Below are 25,736 nucleotides of genomic sequence, written 5' to 3' on the forward strand. Positions count from 1 at the left end.
GATCAGGGTTCGAGGCTGAGGGCCTTCCAGGGATGGTTGTCGAGAAGCAGCGGGTGCCAACCCTTGACGTTGGGCTGGAGAAGGTAGTTGCGGGAATACCAGGACACGGGCAGCAGGGGTTGTTCCTTCATCAGGATGTCCTCGGCCTGCTTGAGCATGTCGAGGCGGTCCTGCGGTTCGGCTTTCTGCGCGGCCTCGTCGAGGATGCGTTCGAACTCGGCGTCGTGCCAGCCGGTGTTGTTGTTGCCGTTGCCCTCGGTCCACATGTTCAGGAAGGTGGTGGGGTCGAGGTAGTCTCCGATCCAGCCGGCGGATGCCATGTCGAAGTCGAGGCTCTGCTGGGCGCTGATGTAGGACCCCCAGTCCTTGTTCTGGATGTCGACGAGGATGCCGAGGTGTTCCTTCCACATCGCCTGCAGGGCTTCGGCACTGGCGCGCGCCGAGGGGCGACTGATGAGCATGGAGTAGCGGGGGAATCCGGCACCCTCGGGGTAGCCCGCCTCGGCGAGCAGCTTGCGTGCTTTCTCCGGGTTGAACTCGAGCACTGGATTCGGTTCGTAGCTGCCCATCTTCGGGGTCAGCGACTTGGCGGGAGCGTAGCCCTCCATGATGAATTCGCAGAGCAGCGGCCGGTTGATGGCAAGTGAGAGGGCCTGGCGCACGCGGGCGTCATCGAGGGCGGGGCGGGTGGTATTCAGCCGGACGAAGGTGGTGCCGACGTAGGGTTCCTGACGGAGGTATTCCGGATAATCCTCCTTCACCGTGCGGATCAGGTCCGTGGGCAGGGTGTAGGTGGTGTGCAGCTGACCGGCGAGGAAGGCGCGGGCCTCGGTGTAGGGGTTCTCGATCGGGAAGAAGCGGATGCCGTTGAGGCCGACATTGGCGGCGTCCCAGTAGTAGGGGTTCTGGTCGACTTCGATGACGTCGTGGAATCGCCACTTGATCAATTTGAACGGGCCGTTGCCGACGATGTGGCCGAGTTCCGACCAATCGGTGAAGCGGTCGGCGATGTCGCCGTGCTGGAGGACGACGTGCTTCGGCACCGGGAACCAGGTGTAGTGGCGGGTGAGCGAGGGAAGGAAGGGGACCGGTTCCTTCAATTTGATGAAGAGCGTGAGGTCGTCGAGGGCCTTGACGCCGACCTTGGAGAAATCGGTGATCTGCTCCTTGTTGAATTCCTCCGCATTCTCGATGAAGTAGAGCATCTCGGCGTAGGGGGCGGCGAGATCGGGGGTGAGCATGCGGCGGTAGGAGAAGACGAAGTCGTTGGCGGTCACGGGTTCGCCGTCCGACCAGCGGCCTTCCGGCTGGAGCTTGAAGGTCCACTCGGTGAGGTCTTCGTTGCTGCTCCAGGAGGCGGCTGCGCCGGGCTGCATGACGTCGTCGCCGACCGCGTCGTCACCGACGAGTCCTTCGAACAGGGCACCGACCAACTTGCTCTCCGGCACCCCGGTGACCATCTGGTGGTCGAGCGACTTCGGCTCCGCCGAGTTGCCCATCAGGAAGATGCCTTCGCGGTTGGCGCGGGCGACCTCGGTTTCCTTCTGACAGGAGGTCAGGATCGAGAGGGGCAGGGTGAGGCAGAGAAGAAGTCGGCGCATGGCTTGGTGGGGGATTAGCGGCGTGAACGGGGATTGGCAGGTAAAAAAATCAACAAGGATCAGCATTCGTGCCGATCAAGGGACAAAAATGCCTCTTTTTGCCAAAGGGTGAGCTTTGGCAGGAGCGGGCTTGCAAGGGTGGTTCGGATCGCTAGAACCAGCCTACCTGTTACGCCTGACGCCCATTGAAAGCTTACTTCATCCGCCGATTGCTGCTGATTCCGATCACCTTGTTCGGGATCACGCTGCTGGTCTTTTCCATCGTCAGGCTGACGCCGGGCGGTCCGGTGGAGCGGGCGCTCTCGCAGCAGGGTGGCGGGGAGAATGTGAAGCGCAGCGGGGCGGATGCGGGGGCATCGCTGACGCCGGCACAGGTGCTGGAAACCGAGGAGGACTACAACCGCGACAAGGGGATCATGAGATCCTACTTCGAGTGGCTCGGGGTCCTGCCACGCGACCTGGTGAAGGAGGGGAAGGAGTTCAAGCCCGGGGAGACCACGCTGACGATCGCGCTGCCTGGAACGGTCCACGAGGTGACGATCACGCGGAACGAGGATAACACCGGCACGATTTCACCTTCCGGGGACGTGGACACTGCGGGGTGGGAAGCGCGCATCCTGACGCCGGAGTACCAGGCGAAGCGGTGGAAGAAGTGGATGCCGGGCCAGGAGATGTCGGTGAAGCCCGAGTACCGGGCGGTGCTCTACAAGCCGGGGTTCCGCGGTCTTTTCCAAGGGAGTCTGGGTGAGTCCAACAAGTATCAGGATCCGGTCGGTCAGATGATCCGTCAGCGGATGCCGGTCTCGCTGTTTTTCGGTGGTCTGGCCATGGTGTTGATCTACTCGATCTGTCTTCCGCTGGGGGTGGTGAAGGCGATCAAGCACCGGAGCTGGCTCGATAACTTCACCTCGATCACGGTCTTCACCGGGTATGCGGTGCCGGGATATGCGCTGGGTGCCCTGCTGGTGGTTTACCTCTCGGCGCAGCTGCGCTGGTTCGCGCTGGGTGGCTTCGTCGGTGACAACTTCGCCGAGCTTTCGCTGCTCGGGAAGATCAAGGATCTGGCCTACCACGGGACGCTGCCGCTCATCTGCTACGTCATCGGTTCTTTCGCGATGATGACGATGATGATGAAGAACAACCTGATGGACAATCTGGCGGCCGACTACGTGAGGACCGCGATTGCGAAGGGGACGGGGTTCCGCACGGCGGTCTTCCGGCATGCCTTCCGCAACTCGATGATCCCGATCGCGACGACCTTCGGTGCGAACCTGACGATCCTCGTGGCGGGCAGTATCCTGATCGAGAAGATTTTCGACATCAACGGCTTCGGGCTTCTGAGTTTCAGCGCCTTGTTGGAATTCGACGAGCCGGTGATCATGGGAGTGCTGTTCGTTTCATCCTCGCTGATGCTGATCGGCAATGTGGTGTCAGACCTCTGTGTGGCTCTGGTGGACCCAAGGGTGAGTTACAAGTGACACGATGACCTTTCCCCGCAAACTCGGACTTCTGATGATTCTGGTCGCTGCGCTTGCGGCGGTCGGAGAATTCATGGGCTGGGCGCTCCCCAGCTTGCGCTGGTTCTTCTCCTTCGATGCCGACCCGAACAAGCTGGAGGGGTCCCCGTGGCTTGCCAATCAGGGAGAGATCATCGGCTACGGATTCTGTGGCCTGATCGGTCTGATCGGCCTGGTGATGATTGCTTCGGGTGGCGGCTTTCATTGGAATCCGTTGACACTGCGCAAGTTCCAGCGCTTCCAGTCGATCGGGCGGGGCTATGCGTCATTCCGCATCCTGATGTTCTTCATGGCGTTGGCATTGTGCGACCAGGTGCTGGTCGGCAAGCGGGCGCTTGCGGTGAGGATGGACGGCGAGTGGGTCTTTCCCGCCTTCGTGCAGTCGCAGTTCAGTGAGGAGGACTTCGGGGGTGAGGGTGAGCAGGAAGTGGACTACCGCCGGCTCAAGGAGGAGTCGGGCGACTCCGACCTGCTGGTGATCCTCCCGCCGGTGCCATGGGATGCGACCTTTGACTCGGATGAGTTCATGGAGCGCACGCTTCCCACCATCGATGGGCTCATCCACGAGGCGGATGGTCGCGAGCCCTTCAGCGGGTTTGCCTACTGCTATCAGCTCGATGATCCCAGCAAGCTGCTGCGCAAGGCCCGGATCCGGGAAGGCAAGCCGCGCTGGTCCGCGGAAGTCATGGGCGAGGACGGGGAAGCCGTCGGGCGTGAGATCTGGGAGAATGGCGTGGTGGTGGAATCGAACCTTCCCGAAGGATTCGCGGTGCCGCAGACGGGGCGGTGGGCGCAGCGGATTTACGCACCGCTGCCACCGAGCCTCGAGCGTCGGCACTATCTGGGCACCGACTCGAAGGGGTGGGACATCCTCGCGCAGCTCTACGGCGGCCTGCAGGTCGTGTTCAAGGGGGCGGTCCTCTACATTTTCCTGACCTACGGCATCGGCATCGTGATGGGCTGCCTGATGGGCTATTTCGGGGGTGTCTATGATCTCGTGATGCAGCGGGTCATGGAGATCATGAGCAACGTGCCCTTCCTGCTGGTGGTGATGATCATCACGAACAACATCGGCCGCGACAACATCACCCTCGGGACCATCCTGCTGGTGTTCTGTATTTTCTCATGGATCGGTGTGGCGACCTACCTGCGGACGTCGACCTACAAGGAGAAGGCGCGGGACTACGCGAGTGCGGCACGCGTGCTGGGGGCGGGCACGCCCCGGGTGATCTTCCGTCACATTCTGCCCAACGCGATTTCCACCATCGTCACGCTGGTGCCGTTCAGTGTGTCCGCCGTGGTGACCGGGCTGACCGCCCTCGACTTCCTGGGTTTCGGCGTGCCGGACTCCTATCCGAGCTGGGGGCGGATGCTCAACGACGGCCTCAGCAACCTTGCATCACCGTGGATCGTGAGTTCGGTGTTCGCGACGATGGTCAGCATGCTGCTGCTGATCACCTTCGTCGGCGAAGCGATCCGCGAAGCATTCGATCCCAAGAAGTTCACCACCTACCAATGAAGATTTCCCCAATCTGGATGTGTCTCGGCGTGGTGCTCACTTTCTCCGCGTGCAAGAAGCATGTCGCGTTTCAATCGCGTGACAATACCGCGGAGATGGCGGCGTTCCGCGAGCGGATCAATGAGGAGATCCGCGACGAGTTGGATGCCGGCCTGAAGAGGCTGACCGCGGAGCTGGAGGGCGAGATGGAGGAGTCCGAGCGGGCCGAGAAGGAGGGCCTGCTGGCCGACCTGAAGGCGCGGATGGAGCGGCCTGATTACTTTGAGACCAAGGATGTGTCGGAATTGCCGACCGATCTCGAGTGGGAAACGGGAATGGATGAGCCGGACATCGGCTCACCTGACGCCAAGAAGGGTGGAACCTTCCACACGCACATCCCGGGGGGAGCCTATCCGCCGACGATTCGTTCCTGCGGCAAGGAGGCGAACAATTCGTTCCGTTCGTTCCACTGGGACAACATCGAGATGGGGCTGGTCGGGCTGCATCCCAATACGGGTCGCCTCATTCCCGGGCTGGCGGACCGCTGGGCGGTCGGTGAGGATGGCCGGTCGGTCTATTTCCACATCGATGACGAGGCGACTTGGTCGGACGGCAGGGAGGTGACGTCACAGGATTTCGTGATGACCTTTACGGCCTATCTTTCGCCGTATCTCGACCAGTCCTTCTACAAGATCTACTACAAGGATCAGTTCTGGGGGATCTCGACCTACGGCAAGGATTACCTGTGCATCCGGATTGCCTATCCGAAGCCGCTGGCTCCCTTTGCGGCGACCGTGGCGCCGTTCCAGACCGAGTTCTACAAGGAATTCGGCCCGGATTTCATCAAGCGCTACAACTGGCGTCCGCGCCCGACGACGGGTGCCTACATGGTCCGCAAGGAGGACATCGACAAGGGGCGATCCATCGCGCTGACCCGGGTCAAGGACTGGTGGGCCAAGGATCGGAAATACTACAGAAACCGTTTCAACGTCGACCGGATCGAATACCGTCAGGTGCGGGACGAGGAGAAGGTGTTCCAGATGTTCCTGCGTGGGGACATCGACCTCTATTGGCTGAATGATGCCAAGAAGTGGTATGAGCGGACCGAGGTGGATGCGGTCTTCAGCGGCTACATCGAGAGGGCTGTCTTTTACAACGACTACCCCCGGGTCTCCCGCGGGCTGTACATGAACTTTTCCAAGCCACCGCTCGACAACCTGGATGTGCGGATCGGTCTGAACCACGCGACCAACTGGGAGAAGGTGATCGAGTTGGATCTCCGTGGAGATGCCGAGCGCCTGCATCTGCTGAATGAAGGCTTCGGTGACATTTCCAACCCGAACATCCGGGCGCGGGAGTTCTCCATTCCGAAGGCGCGCGCGGCCTTTGCGCGTGCGGGGTTCGACAAGATGGGCGATGACGGGATTCTGATGAATGACAAGGGACGGCGCTTGTCCTTCACGGTGAACCACGTGAAGCATCCGACGCTGGATCCGATGTTGTTGCGGCTCAAGGAGGAGGCGCAGCAGGCCGGAGTGGAATACAAGTTGGAGGGAATGGATGCGACGGCGTCGTTCCAGAAGACCTCCAAGAAGGAGCATGAGATTGCCTTAGCGGGGTGGGGGATCACGCCGCCCTTCCCGGACTTCTATCAGCAGTTCCACTCGAAGGAGGCCTATCTGCCCGGAACGAGGAAACCGCGTCCGGCGACCAACAACATTTCGGTTTTCGCTGATCCGGAGGTGGACCCGATCCTCGAGGCCAACCGGAATGCCCGGAGTCTGGAGGTCGTGAAGGATACGAGCTGGAAGCTTGAGCAGATCTTCCATGACCGGGCGGTATGGATCCCCGCCTACAAGCGGCCGTTCTATCGTCTCGGTTACTGGCGCTGGATGCGCTGGCCGGATGACTTCAACGTGAGGATCGCCGATGAACCGGAAATGTCCCACGTCTTTTGGATCGATCAGGAGATCAAGGCCGAGACCCTTGAGGCGATGCGGACGGGTGAGACCTTCGAAGAACAATACCGCGTCTATGATCAGTATCGGACCGGGATGTCGTCGTCGTCCAGCGAGACCCCCGAAGCGGAAGAGGCTGGAGAGGCCGGGGAAGAGAGCGGATCCGCGGACGGAACGCCGGGCGATGTGGAAGGTGGGGGTTCCAGTGAAACCGTTCCGGCTGATGAGGCCGCGGTGTCCGGGGAGCAAGACACGGAATCAACCGGGAATGATGCAGTGGAAGGAGGCCAGCGATGAGTGACAATATTCTCGAGGTCAGCGAGTTGATCACGGCATTCGATACCGATGCGGGACTCGTGCGTGCGGTCGACCGGGTGAGCTTCAGCGTACCCAAGGGGAAAACCCTGGGGATCGTCGGCGAGTCCGGCTGCGGCAAGAGCGTGACCGCCATGTCGATCGTGCAACTGTTGCCGCAACCTGCCGGCCGGGTGCTCCAAGGGGTGGTGAATTTCAAGGGTCGCGATCTGACCCGGGTGAGCTCGAAGGAAATGCGCAAGGTGCGGGGTGGCGAGATTGGCGTGATCTTCCAGGAACCGATGACCGCCTTGAATCCGGTGCATCGGATCGGTCGCCAACTTTCCGAATGCTTCCTGCTGCACAAGAAGATGAGCAAGAAGGAGGCGTGGGAGGCATCGATCGAGATGCTCAAGCTGGTTCGTATCCCGGCTCCCGAGCAACGGATCGGCGACTATCCTCACCAGCTTTCCGGGGGGATGCGTCAGCGGGTGGTGATTGCCATGGCGCTGGCATGTCGTCCGGACCTGGTCATCGCGGATGAGCCGACGACGGCGCTCGATGTGACGGTGCAGGCACAGATTCTGGATCTGATGAAGCGACTGCAGAAAGAGATGGGAATGTCGCTTGTCCTGATCACCCACGACCTTGGTGTGATTGCCGAGAGTTGTGATGAAGTGGTCGTGATGTATGCCGGGCGGGTCGTTGAGAAGGCGCCGGTGAAGGAACTCTTCGCCAACCCGCTTCATGCCTACACGAAGGGTCTGCTGGCCTCGATCCCACGGATCGAAACCGAGCCGAAAACCGTGCTTCCGGTGATCCCGGGGATGGTGGCTTCCATCTCCGATTTCGTGCCGGGATGTCGATTCTGTCAAAGGATGGAGCGCCGTGGGCCGGCGCTGCGCGAGCGACCGGACTTCAGGGAAGTGGAGACCGGGCACTGGGTGGAAACCTGCCCGAACTGTTATGAAGGTGCGAAGGAGGTGGCCCAGTGAGTGCGTTGCTTACCGTGGATGATCTGAGGGTGCACTTCCCGGTGCACGGGGGCCTGATGATGCGGCAGACGGACGCGGTGAAGGCGGTCGACGGAGTGTCGCTGCAGATTGCATCCGGTGAAACCCTTGGTTTGGTGGGAGAGTCGGGCTGTGGCAAGTCGACCCTTGGCAAGGCCATCGTGAGGTTGGAGGACCCGACGACGGGAAGCATCGGATTTGATGGCAAGGACATCACCCGCGCCGGGACTTCGGCGATGCGCCCGGTTCGCCGTGAGCTGCAGATGATTTTCCAGGATCCCGTCGAATCGCTGAATGCCCGTCACAGTGTCCGTGAATTGCTCGAGGAACCCTTCGCGATTCATCGGGTGGGCACTCCGGCCGAGCGCCGGAAGTGGGTCGAGGAACTGCTGGAGCGGGTCGGACTGCCTGCGGCAAGTGCGGACCGGTATCCCTTTGAGTTTTCCGGCGGACAGCGCCAGCGCATCGGGATCGCGAGGGCGATCGCGCTCAAGCCGAAGATGATCATTTGTGATGAACCCGTGTCGGCCCTCGATGTGTCGGTGCAGTCACAGGTGCTGAATCTCCTGATGGAGCTCCAGCAGGAGATGGGGTTGTCCTACTTGTTCATCGCCCACGATCTGGCGGTGGTGAAGCACATCTCGGACCGGGTGGCGGTGATGTATCTCGGCAAGATTGTCGAGTTGGCGAGTTCGGACGCGATCTATCAGCGGCCGAAGCACGCCTACACCAAGGCCTTGCTCTCGGCGATTCCGCATCCGGATCCGACTCGCGTGGTCGACCGGGTGCTGCTTGAAGGCGACGTGCCATCACCCATCGACCCACCGAAGGGCAGTGCGTTCGGACACCGGATCTCCCATCCGCGTTACGAGGAAACCATCGGCAAGGATTTGCCGCTGGTGGAAATCGAGCCCGGTCACTGGGTTGCGGCGGATCCATGTTGCCTCGATGAGGCGGACTGGAAGCAGGCGGCGAAGCTTGTCTAGGGAACAGCCCGCGGGACTCGTTGGTCTCTTGGAAAGGTTGCCTGGGGCCCGCTGGCACGGCTTCGGTCGTTCGTGCATGGAATGCCGGTTTCCGCATCCTTCTGGATTGCGGGTTGGGCGCGAGTGTCTAGCTTCCCGGCATGGCCATCGATGCTTTTGCAAACCAGTTCGTCTGTGACCTGCATGCCTATGAACCCGGCAAGCCGATCGAGGAGACGGCTCGGGAACTGGGGCTGGATCCGGCGGACATCATCAAGCTGGCTTCGAATGAGAATCCGCTCGGGCCTTCGCCCCTGGCCAAGGAGGCGATGCGCGAAGCCATCGAGAAGGCGCACATTTACCCGGATGGCGGTGGCTACCGTCTGCGGCATGCGATTGCCGAGAGGCAGGGGGTGGAGATGGAGAACGTGGTTCTGGGAAACGGTTCGAACGAGATCATTGAACTACTGTGTCACTCGTTTTTGAATCCCGGTGCGGAACTGATCGCGGCGGAGCACGCCTTTGTGGTCTACAAGTTGATGGCCAGCCTGTTCGGTGCGGGCTACGTCGAGGTGCCGGATCCGGGGTTCGTGCACGACCTCGATGCGATGGCCGCGGCGATCACCGGGAAAACCCGTCTGGTCTTCATCGCGAACCCGAACAATCCGACCGGGACGATGGTGGATGAAGCCGCGCTTGATCGATTCATGGACCAGGTGCCGGAGCACGTGGTGGTGTGTTTTGATGAGGCCTACTACGAGTTTCTCGAGACCCCGCCGGACACGGTGAAGTATGTCCGTGAAGGTCGGAATGTCTGTGTTTTGCGGACCTGTTCGAAGATTCACGGGCTTGCGGCGCTGCGCATCGGCTACGGTCTGGCCTCGAAAGGGGTGGCTGCGATTCTTCAGAAGGCCCGGCAGCCGTTCAATGCGAATGCCATTGCCCAGGCGGGTGCGCTGGCGGGGCTCGCCGACGACGAGCACATCGAGCGGACCCGGGCGGTGAACCGCGAGGGGCTGGTATTCTGGCAGGATGCGTTCCGCCAGCGAGGCCTGAACTTCATTCCGAGCGTGGCGAACTTCGTGATGGTCGAAGTCGGTGATGGCGATGCCGTTTTCGCCGAGATGCTCAAGCGGGGGGTGATCGTCAGGGCGCTCCGCAGCTACAAGCAACCGGCCTGGATCCGGGTGTCGGTGGGAACTCCCGAGGAGAACCAACGGGGGCTCGCGGTGCTCGATGAGGCACTGGAGGCGACAGGTTTCAAAGCTGGTTGAGTGATTCGGGTCACCCGGTGACCCGGGCTGTGGCCCCGTGAACCGGCCTAGTGGTCGATCATTCGGGCCTTTTTCGAAGTCAGCTTGAGTGTCGGTGATGAATCCGGCACACTTTTCCTCAAGAACATGGCAACACCATCTGCGAACGACGATCAAAGAGAGTTCCGCTGCATCCATTGTGATGGGAAAATCCTCGTGCCGCGGAATTTGCCTCCGACGACGGGGCCCTGTCCTCACTGCCAGTTGGAGATCACCTCGCCCGGCTCGGAGCCCAAAGAGGACCCGTTGGCCTTGGATCCGATTTTCGGAAAGCCGGTGCTGACCGAGCCGGTCGTGCCTGCTCAGGCGGCTAAACCTCCCGTGACGCCACCTGCTCTGCCTCCAACGGCCGCCGCCGATGCCATGGCGCGCGAGGAAGCTGCAGCCAAGGCCAAGGCGGAAGCGGAGGCGAAGGCCAAGGCGGAAGCGGAGGCGAAGGCCAAGGCGGAAGCCGAGGCGAAGGCTAAGGCGGAAGCCGAGGCAAAGGCTAAGGCGGAAGCGGAAGCGGAGGCAAAGGCCAAGGCGGAAGCGGAGGCAAAGGCCAAGGCGGAAGCGGAGGCGAAGGCTAAGGCGGAAGCGGAGGCAAAGGCCAAGGCGGAAGCCGAGGCAAAGGCTAAGGCGGAAGCGGAGGAGAATGCTAGGGCGGAAGCGGAGGCGGAGGCGAAGGCCAAGGCGGAAGCCGAGGCTAAGGCCAAGGCAGAAGCCGAGGCTAAGGCCAAGGCAGAAGCCGAGGAGAAGGCCAAGACGGAAGCGGAGGAGAAGGCCAAGGCAGAAGCCGAGGAGAATGCTAGGGCGGAAGCTGAGGCAAAGGCCAAGGCGGAAGCGGAGGCAAAGGCTAAGGCAGAAGCCGAGGAGAATGCTAGGGCGGAAGCTGAGGCAAAGGCCAAGGCGGAAGCGGAGGCAAAGGCTAAGGCGGAAGCGGAGGCGAAGGCCAAGGCGGAAGCCGAGGCAAAGGCTAAGGCGGAAGCGGAGGCGAAGGCCAGGGCGGCTGAGAGAGCGGCTCAGGCTCCGATCGATATCATGGGGACATCGACGATGCCGTCGGTACTCCCTCCAGGGCAGGATATGGGATCGCGGGAGCCCGCGAGGGTGTCCGAACCTGCGGCGGTTCCGGTAGAGCCGGCGAAAGAGGTTCCGAAGGAGACTCCTCAACAGGCGGAGACCCCCGAGCCGGTGGTGGAGACCCCGGTGGAATCCCCCGTTGCGGCTGCTGAGGGCGAAAAGGCGGTTGGCGAGAACCGGCCGCGCAAGAAGCGTTCGGTTCCCGTGGGGGCATTGGTGGTTCTTTTGCTCCTGGCAGCGGTGGTGGTCGGCGCGGTGATGTTCGTTCCGAAGCTGCTGAAATCTCCCGATGGTCCGACGGGAGTGCAGGGGACGGTGAATCGTGAGCTACGAGAGAAGCAGTATTTGGAAGGTGGCTGGGAGAAGGATGCACGCGAAGTGCTGGGAAGGTTCCTGGCGGCCGAGCGGAGCGCGGGCAAGGCGGCCTACTCGATCCGTGGCAGTGAGTTGCTTGAGGAAATGGATGACTTCTACGATGGTCTCCGTATCGATGACTCGGACACGCCGGAGGAAGCGTTTGCGGTCTTTCCCTTGCTGATGGCGGACAAGCAGCGTGGGATTTTCATGCTGACCTACGACCAGCCGCCGGTCTTCGAGCTGGATGAGTTTTTCGTGCCGCTCTCGCCGCTGGCGGTGCAGCACGGAGTGGAGGATCCGGGGCTCCTGCTGGCCACGGTGGCACGTCGCTCGAACTTCACGGCGGAGCCGCTGAAGGTGCATGCCCTCTTCAAGCGGACGCCGGATGGCCTGCGAGTGGACTGGGAGACCTTCGTGCAAACCAAGTACCGGACGATGAGGGACTTCCTCGAGTTGCCCGCGGCGGGAACGAGGAAGGTGTTCCGGGTAATCATCGCGGAGACGGTGCCTGAGAATCGTCGGGTGCCGGCTGGATACCGCACCTACATGATTGCCGATCCGGCATATCCGAAGGAAGACTCGGCGCGGGTAAACGTCGCGGTGGACTCGGAGATCGGCCAGGCGCTGTCGATTCTGAATTGGCGTGGCACCAAGGAGGGACGGGCGACTTCTAAAACGGCGACCATCGAGCTCGGGTGGAGTCATGAGGCGACGCCGCAGCTGGAGGTGACGAAGTTCATCTGCTGGGAATTCCTCGGTGTCGGGGGTGAGGCCATCCCAAGTGCCCGCTGAGATCATGGGGGGCGACACGATTGCGGCGCTGGCGACGGCGGGTGGCACGGGCGCGGTGGCATTGATCCGGGTCTCTGGTCCGGATGCGGCGGCGGTGGTTTCGGCGGCCTGTGGGAGTTCGCCCGAATGGCCGGACCGGAAGGCGGTGCTGCGCACGATCCGGGATGCGGAGGGGGGAGTGATTGATCAGGTGCTGGTCACCTTTTTCCATGGTCCACGGAGCTACACGGGTGAGCCGGTGGCGGAAGTGGCGACTCATGGCGGGCGCTTTGTCACGAGTCAGGTGTTGCGACGTTTGCTCGATTGCGGGGCGCGTTCCGCCGGGCCGGGGGAGTTCACCGAGCGGGCATTTTTCAATGGCAAGCTGGACCTGACGCAGGCGGAGGCCGTGATGGACCTGATTTCCGCTCAGAGCCACTTGGCATTGCGCGCGGCGCATGAGCAACTGGAGGGGAGGCTCGGACAGAGGACCGAGGGTCTGAGGGAGGAGCTGATCGGGGTGGTGGCCCAGCTTGAGGCGTGGATCGATTTCCCCGAGGAGGACATCGATCCGGCGACGGGTGAGGCCTTGCTGGCCCGGATGGCTTCGGTGACGGAAGGAATCCGGTCGCTGCTGTCGACGGCGGATCAGGGGCGGGTCCTGCGGGAGGGATTGCGGACGGTGATCTGCGGTCTGCCGAATGCGGGGAAGTCGAGCTTGCTCAACGCCCTGCTGGGTGAAGACCGGGCCATCGTGAGCGATGCGGCGGGAACGACCCGGGACACCATCGAGGAGATGCTGGTGGTCGAGGGCATCCCACTCCGCGTGGTGGACACGGCGGGTTTGCGGGTGGCCGAAGGTGAGATCGAGGAGGAGGGGATTCGTCGGACCCGGAAGGAAGCGGGGCGTGCGGATCTGCTGATCGTGGTGGCGGATGCGAGCCTGTCGCCGGATGACGCTTTGCCCGGGGATCTGCCGGATGCACCACGGACCATCCGGGTGCTGAACAAGGTGGATCTGGGCATTCACCCGCAGTGGAACGATGTGGAGGATTTGCAGGTGTCCTGCGTGGATGGTGCGGGACTTGGCGAGCTGCGCGGTCGGATCCGGGAGTTGGCTGAGTTTGGTGAGGCGGACTGGGGTGAGCACTCGGTCGCGATCAATGCCCGCCACCGTGATCGCTTGAAGCGGGCGGAAGAGGCGCTGGATCGGGCAGCGGACAGTTTGCGTGCGCAAGCGGACCCGGAGATCGTTGCACTCGATCTACGGGAGTCACTGGACTTGCTCGGTGAGATTGCCGGTCGGGTGGATACCGAGGAGATTCTGGGTTCCATTTTCAGCCAGTTCTGTATCGGAAAATGAACATCGTGATCCTCACTGGAGCGGGCATTTCCGCGGAGTCCGGCGTGCCGGTCTTCCGTGGCGACGACGGGTTGTGGGAAGGTCACCGTGTCGAGGATGTGGCCACGCCCGAGGGCTTCCGGCGCGATGCGGAGAAGGTGCATCAATTCTACAATCAAAGGAGGCGCAAGGTGCAGGCGGTGGAACCGAATCCCGCTCACCGGGCGCTGGCCCGGCTGGCGCGCGAAGGAAGCCACCGGGTGGTGCTGATCACTCAGAACATCGACGACCTCCATGAGCGGGCGGGCTCACCCGAGGTCCTGCACATGCATGGGGAACTTCTCAAGAGCCGTTGCGAGGAGTGTGGCAAGGTCTCGGTGTGTCGGCATGACCTGTCGCGCGCTTCGATTTGTGATGCCTGTGGCGGCATTGATTGTCTGCGTCCGCACGTGGTGTGGTTTGGCGAAATGCCGATCCATCTCGATTGGATCCAGCAGGAGCTCGAGCGGGCGGATGAGTTCGTGTCCATCGGGACATCGGGTCGGGTCTATCCCGCGGCAGGCTTCGTGGAGATTGCGAACGAATCGGGGGCGAAGACTCTGGAGCTGAACCTGGATCCGAGTGAGGTAAGTGGGGCCTTCGATGTCAGTCGTCATGGACCGGCCGGTGAGCTGGTGCCCGCCTGGGTGGATGGGCTGATCGGCTGATGGAGACGTGGGGGAGGAGGATTTCCGCGCGATCCTGCGGGGATCCGGGCTGGCGGCTGGGAATCTTCCTAAGATTGAGGGTTTGCAATTCGTAGGAAAACTCGGACGCTTTTCACGAATGCAATCAAGACTCCCATGGATCCTGCTGGCCTGGGCGGGCGGGATGTTCCTGCCGGCAGCGGAAGAGCGTGCGGAGATCGTGACGCCATCGGTGCTGATCGAGGATCTGGGTGATGAGAGTTATCCGGTCCGGGTGCGTGCCAGCTACGAGCTCTGGGAGTTGGGTGCGGATGTCCGAGCTCTGCTTGAGGAAGCCGCTGAGAGTGCGGATCCCGAGGTGTCCCTGCGTGCGGGTGAGTTGCTCAGGAAGATCCAGCTGGGGATTCTTCCGGACAGCCCGGCGGAAGTGGTCGCCCTGGTCGAACGCTACGATCAGGCATCGGCGACCGAGAGGCTCGAGATCATCCGGGAGCTCAAGGAGCTGCGTGCCTGGCGGCAGGTGCTCAAGATCCACGAACTGGAGACCGACCCCGAGACGCTGCGTCGGATCGCCGGGGAGATGGCCGGGGTGTCGGTGATGGCTGCACGGGATCTCCTCGCGGAGGACGAACCGAATTTCAAGCAGGCGAAGGAGTTGCTTGAGTTGGGTCGGCCGGAAGCCGCCCAGCTGATGGCTCTGGCGGATTTCCACCGGGTGCGTGGCACCTTGGACGAGGAACTGGCGAAGGCGAGCAAGCTGCAGGGAGTGGCCGGACCGCTCTGGCGCTACGTGCTCCACTCGGCGGCGGGAAATCGGCAGGCGGCGGCGCGGGAGGCTGAGGCGGCGGGCGATCCTTTGGCGGCTGCGAGGCTGCGAATGCTGGATGGGGATCCATCCGGGTGGTTGGTGCATGCGCCGGTGCCGTCCGGTGAGATTCCCCCGACGGCCTTGGACGCCTACCGCAAGGCAGCCGCAGCATTGTGGCGGGGGAAGGAGGTGTCACCGCCCTTGGTCAGGGAGCTGGTGTCGTCGATCCGGACGAACTTCGATGACGAAAGCTGGCTTTCACTGGGAGTCCTTTATGCCTTGGGCGAGCGGGAAAAGGCTGACCCACTCCTCGTGAAACTTTCTCCCACCACGGCCTTCCTTACCTTCGACAGCGCCGAGCGGGTTGACGAGGCGGTCGAGATCTTTGGCATCGATCCACGCAATCCCGACTTCCGCGGGTGGATGGAGAAGCGTTTCAAGGTTTTGATCGATGATCCCGATGAGATGGAAGACGAGCTTTCCGAGATCTCACAGCTTGCCGGCTTCATGGAGCGCCGTGGCATGCACCATGAACTGCACGAAGCGATGGTCGGGTCCCTGGTCGAGCTGGGGAAGGCGGATCCGGAGTGGTTCATGGAAGTGATCGGCGAGTTGGGATCACGCTATTCGATGGCGGGGGCGATCCGTCCCGTGCTGGCAGCGGCGGCAGAGTTCGGGGCGAATGACGATGCGCGCTGGCAATTGATCCGTGACAGCCTTTTCGGGGATTCGAGGTATTCCGATGGTTTGTGGGAATCGGCTTCCGCGTTCGATGCGGATCTGACCCATGCCGCACGTGTCGAGCTGATGGCCAAGCTGCTTGGGCGCCTTCCTGATGATGGTGAGGCGCAGAAGTGGTGGGAATGGCAGCTCGAGCAGACGGGGAACGGGCCGAAGATGGAGAGGGCGGAACGCTACGGTCTGTTGCTCGCCGTGAGTGCGTTGAATTCCGATGCCGACCTCTTCATGCTGCTGTGTGATGAACTCAAGGCGGCAGGGTTTACGCTCGATGATCTGGGGGGATACAGCGATGAGTTTCGCTTCGCGAGTTTCGAGGTCTTCTGTCTGGGGTCGGTGGGTCGATGGGATGAGGTCGCGGCGGTGTGGCGGAGGGACGTCGAGCGCAACCCGGCCAACGCCATGAAGCAGGCCTACCTGGCGGGTGCCCTGCGCCGTGCAGGCAAGCTTGAGGAGGCGAGAGTCCATGATGAGATGGCCGAGCGGCTTGCGCTGGGTGATCCGAGGACGATGCGTTCGATCGGCCAGGCCTACGCGAGTTCCGTGGATTTCGAACGGGCGATGGAGTGGTGGATGCGCGCCGCCACCCAATCAGTGGAGGTCGACCAGGAATTTTACTACTCGGCTTTGCTTGTGGCGAACGAGTCGAAGCAGCAGGGGGATTGGAAACTGGCAGCCTCGCTGGGCGAGATGTATTTGCTCTACCAGGTGATGAAGGGTGAGGTGTCCGATCAGCCATCCGCGTTTTCGCGGGGTCGACTCGAGGTCGAGATGGCGCGTGCCTTCAGCCGTCTCAAGGATGATCGCGAGCAGTCAGTCAAGACCCTGACGCGTTGTCATCAGAGTGGATTGACCGATGGTTCCATGGCCGACTTCTTTTTCCCGGGGTTGCGAGAGGTCGGGCTCAACAAGTTGCACGATGAGTGGTTCGAAACGACTTGGGAGGCGTTCAGCCAAGTGCTGAAGCGCTACCCGAAGAGTCACAACACGATGAACTCGCTGGCATGGACGGCGGCGCGTGCGAACCGGCGTCTGGCTGAGTCGAAGACCATGCTCGAGGAGGCGCTGGATTTGCTCCCACGCCAAGCGGCTTATCTGGACACCATGGGCGAGATCCACTTTGCCCAGGGAAACCGGGAGAAGGCACTCGAGTGGTCCCGCCGGGCGGTCATCCGCCAGCCTGGGGACGAAACCCTGCTGCGGCAGTTTGACCGATTCGAGAGTGGTCCGCTGCCACTTGATTGATTTCCAGGCTTGCCCCGGGCGGAAGTTCATCCAAGCATACGCCCCCGACGGAGAGGTGGCAGAGTGGTCGAATGCACCGGTCTTGAAAACCGGCAGACCGAAAGGTCTCGTGGGTTCGAATCCCACCCTCTCTGCCAGACCCCATGCCCGGTGTGACCGGGCATGGGGTCTGGCATTTTAGGGTGAGGGGCGCGGGCTTGTGCTGGCGTCGAGGTTCGCGCAATCTGGTATGTGTGAAGGTGCTTGCGCTCTTGTTGTGGGTTTTCGTTTGGATCTGCGCGGCAGGATTGGAGGCAGAGGTGGTCGACGAACCCTTGCCGCCTGAGGAGGTGATTGAGCTTTTCGAGAGCTTCCGTGCAGGGGGCGACGATCAAGCTGTCTCGGCCAATTTCGAGCGGCTCCGAGCTGCCGGTACGGAGAAATTGCCCTATTTGTTTCGCCAGTTGGGCCGGCGTCAGAAGGCGAATCAGCCGGTGTTCCAATCGAGTTCGATGGAACCTCCTACGATGGGTGACGTAGCCATGCTGCTGATCCGGGGCATGTTCGTCGATCCGATTCCCAAAGGCTACATGGGTTATGAGCCGTTCGACAAGACGACCGTTGAGAACTGGGTCATGATCCGTGCGAAAGCCGGGAAGAGTGTGGCGCAGGTGCGGCTTGAGGCGGCCGAGTATTCACTGGCCAAGGCCGAGAAGGAGCACGCTGATGAATTCGATAGCGAAGTGGTGGCCTTCTTCCAGGAACGGGTCGACCGCTTGAAGGCTGAGCTGGAGTCAGACCAGAACGAGGACCCAGCAGGAGGGGAGTCGATGGGGAATGACCCGATTGAGGGGGGTGAGACTACTTCACCGAAAACCGGAAAGTGAGGCGGTGTTCATAGGTCTTGCCGGGGCGGAGGATGCAATCCGGGAAGTCGGGGTGGTTCGGGGCGTCGGGGAAATTCTCGGTTTCCAGACACAGGCCTGATCCGGGTTGGTAGCAGGCTCCGCCTTTGCCGGGCACGGTGTCGTCGAGGAAGTTGCCGCTGTAGAAATGGACGCCGGGTTGGTTGGTGAAGACTTCCATGATCCGGCCGGTCGCGGGGTCTTCCACCCGTCCGGCGAAAGCCATGCCATCCGGTCGGGCGTCCCGGATGATCCAGCAGGCGTCGTAACCATTGGCGTTCTTGAGGGCCTCGAAGTCGTCCTTGATGCGATCTCCGACACGCGTGTGCCGCGTGAAGTCCATCGGAGTGCCACTCACCGGGTGGCGCTCGCCCGTAGGAATCAGGCCGACGGTGGCCGGAAGGTATTCGTCGGCGGCCAGGGTGAGGAGGTGATCGTGGATGAGCGACGAGGGATCACCACTAAGATTCCAGTAGGTGTGGTTGACGATGTTGATGGGGGTGGCGGCGTCGGTGGTGGCGCTGACATTCCATTGAAGCTCGTTGTCCTCGGTGAGGAGGTAGGTCACCCGGGTCGTCAGGGTGCCGGGGTAGTTTTCCTCGCCGGCGGGTGAAAGGTATTCGAAGGTGATGGATGTCGAGTCGTGCTCAATGACCGTCCACATGCGGCGGTTGAATCCGATGTTGCCGCCGTGGAGGTGGCACGGGATGCCGCCGGGATCGTTGTTGGTGGCGAGTTGGTAGGGGATGCCGTCGAGCTCGAATTTCCCGTGGGCGATCCGGTTTCCGAATCGACCGACGGTGGCGCCATGGCTCGGGTTGGTGTCGAGGGCGTAGGGTTCGGCGGAATCGTAGCCGAGGACGACGTCGGCGAGTTTGCCCTCGCGATCGGCGATTTCGAGGCTGATCAGGGTGGCTCCGAAGTTGCAGATGACCGCCTTGGTGCCATGGGAGTTTCTCAGCGTGTAGCAGCGGGCCTCCGTCTCATCCGGAAGGATGCCGAAGGATTCGCAGGCGGGTGAGAGTGGGGTTTGGGTCTCCATGGCGGAGGAGATTTCACGAAAATTCGGGCGAAGGGTAAAGGGTTTGAATGCGGGTCGTGAAATCCGGCAATTTCCTTTTGGAAACCGGCAAAGGCTGGAAGAGGATAGGGACCATGAGCGGCAGTGAATTCAAGGAAGCGGACCCGAAAGCATGGATGACGGCGGTTTTGGCCGATTTCGGCTGCGAAACGGGCACGCTCCATCGGGCGGATGGCGAGTGGCTGGACCTGGTGGCGGCGATCGGAGTGCCCGAGCCCCTGATGCCGGTGATCCAGCGCATTCCCTTTGGCAAGGGCATCGCGGGCGCCGCGGCTTCGACCCGCGAGCCGGTCGAACTCTGCAATTTGCAGGAGGATCTGGGCGGTGTGGCCAAGGAGGGTGCGCGGCAGACGAAGGTGTCGGGCTCCCTGGCAGTGCCGGTATTCTCGGCGGAAGGGGATGTGGTCATCGGCACGCTCGGAGTGGGAAAGCGGGAGCCGTATGAGTTCACCGAGCAGGAAAAGGCTGAATTGGCACGGCGGGCCGGCGAGGTGGCGTTCGTTTGGGAAGCCGAGTAGGAACGGACTTCGGGGGTGATGGTGGTTTTGTCCACGCCAGACGATTGACCGGACCGAAGCGATTGTTAGTTTGAGAGCATGAAAGCGGAGGAAGCAGCCAGCAAGATTCTCGATACGATGCTCGGGCATCTCGGGTTCCATGCGAATATCGAGGTGCAGGAGACGGAGGAAGGTCCGTGCCTTCAGATTTCAACCAGCGAGAGCAAGTTCCTGATCGGGAGGGATGGTGAAAGGCTCGATGACCTGCAGTATCTGGTGAACCGGGTGCTGAAGAAGCATTTCCCCAAGGCCCCGAGGATCAAGGTGGACTGTGAGCATTACCGGGCGATTCAGGAGGACCATTTGATCGAGGAAGTCCGGGGGTTGGCGGAAAGAGTGAAGGCTTCGGGCAAACCGTTCCGTATGAGGCCGCTCAATGCCTACTATCGTCGGTTGGTGCACAAGGCACTGGTCGATCATCCGGAAGTCGAGAGTGTGTCTCCCGGTGGGGATGACCGACTCAAGCGGATCAACCTGCGGGTGAAGAAAAAGAGCGAATCATGAAGAAGTTTTGGTTTGATTGCGGAACCCGCGATGCGGTCGCGTCCGGTGGCCTCCTCGTCCTGCGTGCCGGCATCGGTCTGATGATGTTGGTGGGCCATGGCTGGCCGAAGATTGCGGCCTTCGAGGCGAAGAAGGATGTCTGGCCAGTGCCTGGTGTCTGGCCTCTCTCGCTCATATCGCCGCCGGTCAGCATGATGGCCACTCTGGCGGCCGAAGTCGGGGCAGCGGCGTGCATCGTGTTGGGTCTGGCGACCCGACCGGCCGCTTTCCTGCTGGGGTTCGCCATGGTGATCGGCGCCTTTCAGGTCCACGCGCTGGATCCGTTTTTCATGCCTCGCGATCCGGGTCCGTCGAAGGAGCCGGCATTGCTTTACCTGATCCCGTGTCTCGCCTTGATCGTTTCGGGCGCCGGCGGGTATTCCGTCGATCGGATGCTCTACAAGGAGAAGAAGAAGCGCTTTTTCTGACCGATGGAAACCCAGCGTCTCGTCCTGCCTGAAGACCTGAATCATTTCGGATTCTTGTTTGGCGGGCGTTTGCTCGCGTGGGTCGACGAAGCTTGTTGGATCGCGGCGTCACTGGACTACCCGCATTGCCAGTTTGTGACGATCGGGATGGATGGAGTGGAGTTCCGTCACTCGGTGAGGCAGGGCACGATCCTGTCGATCCACTGCACCAAGGAAAAGGAAGGGGCGAGCTCGGTCAGCTACAAGGTCGAGGTGTTCAACCGTCGGAACCCCGGGGCACCGCCCATCTTCACAACGTTGGTGACCTACGTCAGTGTGGATGACACCGGTCGGAAGCGGGCGATCCGCTAGGGCTGTGGGTTCTCGACGAAGTCCTTGATGGTCTCGATGACTTGCGGACCGGCGAGGTAGAAAAGGTCGTTGTGACCCGCGCCCGGGACGCCGGTGAACTGCTTGTGCTTGGATGGGCTGGCGGCGTGGAGTTCGCGGCCGTGACTGACGGGAATAATGCGGTCGGCTTCGCCATGGATGACAAGCAGAGGCGTCTGATTTCGTCGAATCCGCTTCAGGTTCGGGAAGCGGTTGCCGGGCAGGAGGTATTGGGCGGGGGAGTGGATGGCGAAGGTCTAGGTGAAAGGGGAGATCAGCACCAGGGCGGCGGGTTGTTTCGTCCGCGTCAACCACACGGAGGGCCCGCTACCGACGGATCGGCCGACGACCACGATGTCGCCGGGAGCGACGCCCTGTTGGTCGGTTAGAAAGATCCATGCAGCGTCGATCGCGTCTTCCGCCCCGGACTCGCTCGGGCTTCCCGGCGACTGGCCATAGCCGGGGAAGTCGTAGGCGAGGACCCCCCAGCCAAGATCCTTCCACGCTTGATAGAGGGTGATCGACTGGCCGATGTCCTCGGCATTGCCGTGCGAGTAGAGCACGGTCGGTTTGCCAGCCTGGGCGGGATAGTGGAAGGCCGCGACCGGATTCCCGGAGGCGGAGGGGATCATGACGAGGGCCGACGCGTCTGAAGTGTAGCTTGGCCGGGGCGGCATGAAGATCAGACGATCGGCCATGCTGCAGGCGAAGAGAACGAGGCAGCCGTAGCCGACGGCGAGAATCCGCAGAAGGCGGAACCACCACGATTGGAAGATGGCTGCCATCGGGTCGGGAGTGGGGTCAACGCTGGGGCTGATTGGCGGCCTGCACGGCCTTCATCAGGTCCATCATGGTCTCCGGTGTGCCCGCTTCGAAGCTGTCTGCGAAGGACTGGAGCGCCTGCTTGGGCATCACGCCGGGGTTGGCTGCCATTTCTTTGGCGGTGGCGATGGCTTCGTCCTTGCGGTCCAGTTTCCACAGCATGCGCGCCCGGCTTCCCTTGGCGAAGAGGTCCTCAGCGGGGGCGTTCTTGAAGATCTCGACCATCGATTCGAGAAAGGGCGCGGGCGGCGCGGGCTCGAGGGTGTCGATCCGTCGGGTGACGACCGAGGCGCACATCAGGGCCACCCGACGGTCGTCGATGCCTTCAAGCAGGGTGTTGGCCTTGTCCCAGTCCTCGATCATCACGGCGTGGTCGACCTTCATGCGGGGCAGGTGGGTGAAGGTCGGGTCGAGGGCTTCGAGGTCCTCGATGGCCTGCATCATGGCATCCGCATCCTTGTTCTTCTCGGCGGTGGTGAAGGCTCGCAGGATCTCGCGGACCTTGCCGCTGTTTTCCTGTGCGTTGCGCATTGCCTTGATGGCGGCTGCCGAGCGGTCACCGCCGGCAAGGAGTTCCACCACGGTCGATTCCTTGAGCTGGGAAGGGTGGGTGGTCAGCAGCAGTTCCCCATCACGGACGAGGAAGGCGTGAGGGATGCCGCGGATGCCGGCTGCGGTGAGCCAGTCCTTTTCAAAGGCACCACCCTTGCCGACGTAGGCGACCGGGTAGGACATGCCCTCGCCACGGCCCTTGACGAAGTCAGCAACCTTGTCGCGGCCATCTTCCCAGACGTTCATGCCGATGACGCGCAGGCCTTCATCGTGGTATTTGTCGTAGAGTTCGTCGACGTGGGGAATGACGGCGATGCAGGGTCCGCACCAGGTGGCCCAGCATTCGAGAATGTAGAGCTTTCCGGGTTCCCAGTCGGCGAGAGCCTTTCCTTGGAGGAACTCCGCTTGGGAAATGGCTTCGGGGGTGACCTTGTCTCCCGGCTTCAGTGCCTGGGCGTGGAGACCGAGGGTGAGGCATGCGAGGGAAGCGACGATGGCTTTCATGCTGAAACTACTGCCGTCTGTCCCTGCTCCTGGCCATGATGTTTTTCGAGAAAACGCGGGGAAATGCTCCGCGCCGCCGTGGTGCTCCAGTGTCTCCCCGGCTCGATGGGGCGGGGCATTCAGGAAGGGTCCACCTCGGTCGGGGCCTGCTGATTGAGGAAGGACTTGCGACAGAGTTCCGCGTATTTCCCTTCCTTGGCGAGGAGTTCGCTGTGGGTGCCCTGTTCGATGACCCGGCCGTGCTCGAGCACGTAGATGCGGTCGGCGTTCTGGATGGTCGACAGGCGGTGAGCGATGACGAAGGCGGTGCGGTTGGCCATCAGGGCATCGAGTGCCGCCTGAATCTCGCGCTCGGTTTCCGAATCCACGGATGCCGTCGCTTCGTCGAGGAGCAGGATGGGGGCGTTCTTGAGCAGGGCACGGGCGATGGAGAGTCGTTGTTTCTCTCCGCCGGAGAGCTTCACGCCGCGTTCGCCGACGTGGGTGTCGAGCTGCTTGGGGAGATTGCGCACGAAGGCCCCGGCGTGGGCGGCATCGATGGCGGTCCAGATTTCCTCCTCGGTCGCGTTGCGCTTGCCGAGAAGCAGGTTCTCCCGCACCGATCCATTGAAGAGGAAGGGCTCCTGGGTCACGTAGGCGAGTTTTTCGCGCAGCGAGGTTTTCGCCAGTTCGGCGATGTCCTGACCGTCGATGGTGATGGCGCCGCCGTTGTGCTCGTAGAAACGGTTGAGCAATGACAGCACGGTGGATTTGCCGGCACCCGTCGAGCCGACCAGCGCCACCGTCTGCCCGGGAGGGGCGTGGAGCGTCACTTCATTGAGCGTGGGTTGCTCGTCGTAGGAGAAGGAGACCTGGTCAAAGCGCACGTCGGCGTGAATCTCAGCGGGGAGGCGTTTGCCACGATTCGCGTTGGCTTCGTTGGCCGAGTCGAGGATCTCGAAGACCCGGTCGCCGGCGGCGCGCGAGCTGAGGATCATCTGGTTGAGCTGACGGAGCTTGGTGACCGGCTCGTAGAAAAGGCTGATGAGGAGGAAAAAGAAGATAAGATCGCCGAGGTCCATCCGTCCTTCGATGACCGCTTGGCCTCCGAACCAGAGCACCAGCACGTAGCCAACCATGCTGATGAACGACATCGACGGGTTGTACACCGCCCACCACGACATCAGTCGCAGGGTGGTCTTCCGGATCTGGTGGGAGAGCCGGTTGAAATTGGCGTGCTCCTCGCTTTCCGCGGCGTATGACTTGATCTGCCGGATGCCTGCGATGTTGTCGTGGAGGAGGGAATTCAGGGCCGAGGTGGCATCGCGCTCGGCCTTATGGCGGTGGCGGGCGTCCTTCGAGTAGATCCATGCCCCGAGCACGAGGAAGGGGATGGGCAGGGTGGCCCAGAGTGCGACCTGCCAGTCGGCGAGGTACATGGCCAGTCCCACGGCGACCAGCTGGATGAAGGAGACCAGCCCCAGTTCGATGCCATCGATGAGCACGCGTTCCATCGAAGTCACATCCTCCACGACCCGTGTCATGATGTCGCCGGTCCTCCGCGAATCGAACCACCTGAGGGGCAGGCGCTGGATCTTCCGATAGAGGTCCGAGCGGATGTCGTAGATGACGTTCTGCTCGAAGTGGTTGTTGACGAAGATTCTCGCGCAATTGAGTCCGTCCTTGATGAGGAAGCTGAGAAGTCCGAGCAGCACCCAGAAGCCCAATTCCATCTGACGAGCGGGATCCGGGAGGATGTCGTTGATGACGACGCGGGTCACCGAGGGGAAAAATATGACGGAAACCGCCATCACGGTGGCACAGACGAACTGGGCACCCGCGAGGAGCGGATAGCGGCGGAGGTAGGAGAAGACTCGGAGAACGGAATGCATCGTTGGCTGGGGCACCGTTGTGGCACTGTCCATCCTTTGTAAAGTCACGTTTGGGAAACCTGCATTTAAGGGTTGCCGGGGGGGGGCGTCGGTCCCTAGTTTTCGCCTCCAAGAAGCCCAATCTTTCTTAGAAAAACCTATGGCCAATATCTTTGCGATCCTCACTGCCGTTGTCCTCGCGGCCTCCGCCTACGTCGCCTACAAGAACAAGGAGATGTATACTGTTGAGATTGAAAACCGGGAAGAGGAGCAGGGACGCCTCAAGAAGAGTCAGGAGCGACTCAAGGGACTTCAGGATGACCGCGACGCTACCATTGATGAGCGGAAGGGAGTCGAGGAAGACACGATCGCCAAACAAAAAACCGAGGCCGATCAGAAAGAGAAGAATGCCGGTTTGAAATCCGCCATCGATTCCGGTCGCGAAGCAATCGCCGACAATCAGGTCAAGATCGACGAATTCAAGGAAAAGACCAAGGAGCTGGGTGAGCTCAGCGAGATCGCGGGCAAGATCGAGCGGATGAGTAACGAGATCGCCGGTCTTGAGGACGACAAGGCCAATAAAACCGCCACCCTCGCCAATCTGATCAGTGAGAAGAACGGCACCGAAGCCTCGATCGACCGCTACCAGGAGATCAACACCAAGGTGTCCCAGAAGAAGTCCTACTTCAGTAGCACCCGGATCACTGCCATCTACGGCAACTGGGGTTTTGTGACCCTCGGAGCCGGCAACAGCGCGGGCGTGGTCGCCGGTTCGCGTCTGAACGTCGTTCGCGGCGGTGAAACGGTCGCCAAACTTCAAGTCCGTTCGGTGGAAGCCGGTCGAGCTTCAGCCGACATCGTGCCCGACTCGCTGGCCGAGGACACGGTCCTGATGGTGGGAGACAAGGTGGTGCCATCCAACGATGGTGAAGCCAAAGCCCAAGCCGCCAACTGAGTCGCCTCCGCAACGCAAAACCT

Annotated in this window: 21 protein-coding genes, 1 tRNA gene and 1 pseudogene; 17 read left to right on the top strand and 6 right to left on the bottom strand. The window is 61.8% G+C overall.

Annotated features, from left to right (window positions below):
• Nucleotides 1-2: 2 nt before the first annotated feature.
• Complete coding sequence (locus JIN81_RS15200) at nucleotides 3-1,601, bottom strand: peptide ABC transporter substrate-binding protein (RefSeq protein ID WP_200281709.1); 1,599 nt, start codon at nucleotides 1,599-1,601, stop codon at nucleotides 3-5.
• Between the two features lie 209 nt (nucleotides 1,602-1,810).
• Here JIN81_RS15200 and JIN81_RS15205 point away from each other — a divergent pair, with 209 nt between their 5' ends.
• The 12 genes and pseudogenes from JIN81_RS15205 (at nucleotide 1,811) to JIN81_RS15260 (ending at nucleotide 18,034) form a co-directional block, all read left to right on the top strand.
• The gene (locus tag JIN81_RS15205) at nucleotides 1,811-3,079 is read left to right on the top strand and encodes an ABC transporter permease (RefSeq protein WP_234045015.1); all 1,269 of its coding nucleotides are present in this window, start codon (nucleotides 1,811-1,813) and stop codon (nucleotides 3,077-3,079) included.
• Between the two features lie 4 nt (nucleotides 3,080-3,083).
• Nucleotides 3,084-4,637, top strand: coding sequence for an ABC transporter permease subunit (locus JIN81_RS15210; protein ID WP_200281713.1), 1,554 nt, complete (start codon nucleotides 3,084-3,086; stop codon nucleotides 4,635-4,637).
• Nucleotides 4,634-6,871 (top strand): ABC transporter substrate-binding protein, encoded by a 2,238-nt coding sequence (locus JIN81_RS15215; protein WP_200281714.1) that lies wholly within the window; start codon nucleotides 4,634-4,636, stop codon nucleotides 6,869-6,871. The genes JIN81_RS15210 and JIN81_RS15215 overlap by 4 nt, the downstream gene beginning before the upstream one ends.
• Complete coding sequence (locus JIN81_RS15220) at nucleotides 6,868-7,863, top strand: ABC transporter ATP-binding protein (protein ID WP_200281715.1); 996 nt, start codon at nucleotides 6,868-6,870, stop codon at nucleotides 7,861-7,863. Before JIN81_RS15215 ends, JIN81_RS15220 begins: the two co-directional genes overlap by 4 nt.
• Nucleotides 7,860-8,867, top strand: a complete 1,008-nt coding sequence (locus JIN81_RS15225; RefSeq protein ID WP_325100893.1) for an ABC transporter ATP-binding protein — start codon at nucleotides 7,860-7,862, stop codon at nucleotides 8,865-8,867. The genes JIN81_RS15220 and JIN81_RS15225 overlap by 4 nt, the downstream gene beginning before the upstream one ends.
• A gap of 140 nt (nucleotides 8,868-9,007) precedes the next feature.
• Nucleotides 9,008-10,120 (top strand): histidinol-phosphate transaminase, encoded by a 1,113-nt coding sequence (gene hisC / locus JIN81_RS15230; protein ID WP_200281716.1) that lies wholly within the window; start codon nucleotides 9,008-9,010, stop codon nucleotides 10,118-10,120.
• Between the two features lie 594 nt (nucleotides 10,121-10,714).
• Nucleotides 10,715-11,164 (top strand): annotated as a pseudogene (locus tag JIN81_RS19670) (hypothetical protein); the annotation flags it as partial.
• A gap of 1,180 nt (nucleotides 11,165-12,344) precedes the next feature.
• Entirely contained in the window at nucleotides 12,345-13,712 is a 1,368-nt protein-coding gene (mnmE, locus tag JIN81_RS15240) for a tRNA uridine-5-carboxymethylaminomethyl(34) synthesis GTPase MnmE (RefSeq protein WP_325100894.1), read from the top strand.
• A complete protein-coding gene (locus JIN81_RS15245; protein ID WP_200281719.1) occupies nucleotides 13,709-14,398 on the top strand; it encodes an NAD-dependent deacylase in 690 nt (229 codons plus the stop codon). Before mnmE ends, JIN81_RS15245 begins: the two co-directional genes overlap by 4 nt.
• Nucleotides 14,399-14,516: 118 nt before the next feature.
• Nucleotides 14,517-17,168 (top strand): tetratricopeptide repeat protein, encoded by a 2,652-nt coding sequence (locus tag JIN81_RS15250; RefSeq protein ID WP_200281721.1) that lies wholly within the window; start codon nucleotides 14,517-14,519, stop codon nucleotides 17,166-17,168.
• A gap of 49 nt (nucleotides 17,169-17,217) precedes the next feature.
• Nucleotides 17,218-17,305 (top strand) — tRNA-Ser (locus tag JIN81_RS15255).
• A 114-nt stretch (nucleotides 17,306-17,419) separates the two neighbouring features.
• Complete coding sequence (locus JIN81_RS15260) at nucleotides 17,420-18,034, top strand: hypothetical protein (protein WP_200281723.1); 615 nt, start codon at nucleotides 17,420-17,422, stop codon at nucleotides 18,032-18,034.
• On the opposite strand, the gene JIN81_RS15265 is transcribed toward JIN81_RS15260, so the two are convergent.
• Nucleotides 18,009-19,094, bottom strand: a complete 1,086-nt coding sequence (locus JIN81_RS15265) for an aldose epimerase family protein (RefSeq protein WP_200281726.1) — start codon at nucleotides 19,092-19,094, stop codon at nucleotides 18,009-18,011. The two genes, JIN81_RS15260 and JIN81_RS15265, sit on opposite strands and share 26 nt — an antisense overlap.
• Nucleotides 19,095-19,207: 113 nt before the next feature.
• Here JIN81_RS15265 and JIN81_RS15270 point away from each other — a divergent pair, with 113 nt between their 5' ends.
• The 4 genes from JIN81_RS15270 (at nucleotide 19,208) to JIN81_RS15285 (ending at nucleotide 21,012) form a co-directional block, all read left to right on the top strand.
• A complete protein-coding gene (locus JIN81_RS15270) occupies nucleotides 19,208-19,651 on the top strand; it encodes a GAF domain-containing protein (RefSeq protein WP_200281729.1) in 444 nt (147 codons plus the stop codon).
• 78 nt (nucleotides 19,652-19,729) lie between these two features.
• Nucleotides 19,730-20,194, top strand: a complete 465-nt coding sequence (locus JIN81_RS15275) for a Jag family protein (protein WP_200281734.1) — start codon at nucleotides 19,730-19,732, stop codon at nucleotides 20,192-20,194.
• Nucleotides 20,191-20,661: a DoxX family protein gene (locus tag JIN81_RS15280; protein ID WP_200281736.1), complete on the top strand. Its 471-nt coding sequence runs from the start codon at nucleotides 20,191-20,193 to the stop codon at nucleotides 20,659-20,661. The genes JIN81_RS15275 and JIN81_RS15280 overlap by 4 nt, the downstream gene beginning before the upstream one ends.
• Before the next feature lie 3 nt (nucleotides 20,662-20,664).
• Nucleotides 20,665-21,012: an acyl-CoA thioesterase gene (locus JIN81_RS15285; RefSeq protein WP_200281737.1), complete on the top strand. Its 348-nt coding sequence runs from the start codon at nucleotides 20,665-20,667 to the stop codon at nucleotides 21,010-21,012.
• On the opposite strand, the gene JIN81_RS19675 is transcribed toward JIN81_RS15285, so the two are convergent.
• The 4 genes from JIN81_RS19675 to JIN81_RS15305 form a co-directional block, all read right to left on the bottom strand.
• The gene (locus JIN81_RS19675; protein ID WP_200281927.1) at nucleotides 21,009-21,278 is read right to left on the bottom strand and encodes an alpha/beta hydrolase; all 270 of its coding nucleotides are present in this window, start codon (nucleotides 21,276-21,278) and stop codon (nucleotides 21,009-21,011) included. The two genes, JIN81_RS15285 and JIN81_RS19675, sit on opposite strands and share 4 nt — an antisense overlap.
• 9 nt (nucleotides 21,279-21,287) lie before the next feature.
• Nucleotides 21,288-21,815 carry an alpha/beta hydrolase gene (locus JIN81_RS15295; RefSeq protein WP_200281738.1) on the bottom strand — a complete coding sequence of 176 codons (528 nt, stop codon included), beginning with the start codon at nucleotides 21,813-21,815 and terminating at the stop codon, nucleotides 21,288-21,290.
• 16 nt (nucleotides 21,816-21,831) lie between these two features.
• A complete protein-coding gene (locus tag JIN81_RS15300) occupies nucleotides 21,832-22,908 on the bottom strand; it encodes a TlpA disulfide reductase family protein (protein ID WP_200281739.1) in 1,077 nt (358 codons plus the stop codon).
• Between the two features lie 119 nt (nucleotides 22,909-23,027).
• Nucleotides 23,028-24,779 (bottom strand): ABC transporter ATP-binding protein, encoded by a 1,752-nt coding sequence (locus tag JIN81_RS15305; protein ID WP_200281740.1) that lies wholly within the window; start codon nucleotides 24,777-24,779, stop codon nucleotides 23,028-23,030.
• A gap of 139 nt (nucleotides 24,780-24,918) precedes the next feature.
• On the opposite strand from JIN81_RS15305, the gene JIN81_RS15310 reads away from it, so the two are divergent.
• Nucleotides 24,919-25,713, top strand: coding sequence for a hypothetical protein (locus JIN81_RS15310; protein ID WP_200281741.1), 795 nt, complete (start codon nucleotides 24,919-24,921; stop codon nucleotides 25,711-25,713).
• Nucleotides 25,714-25,736 lie beyond the last annotated feature (23 nt).

Source organism: Haloferula rosea, assembly GCF_016595525.1.
Lineage (GTDB): Bacteria > Verrucomicrobiota > Verrucomicrobiia > Verrucomicrobiales > Akkermansiaceae > Haloferula > Haloferula rosea.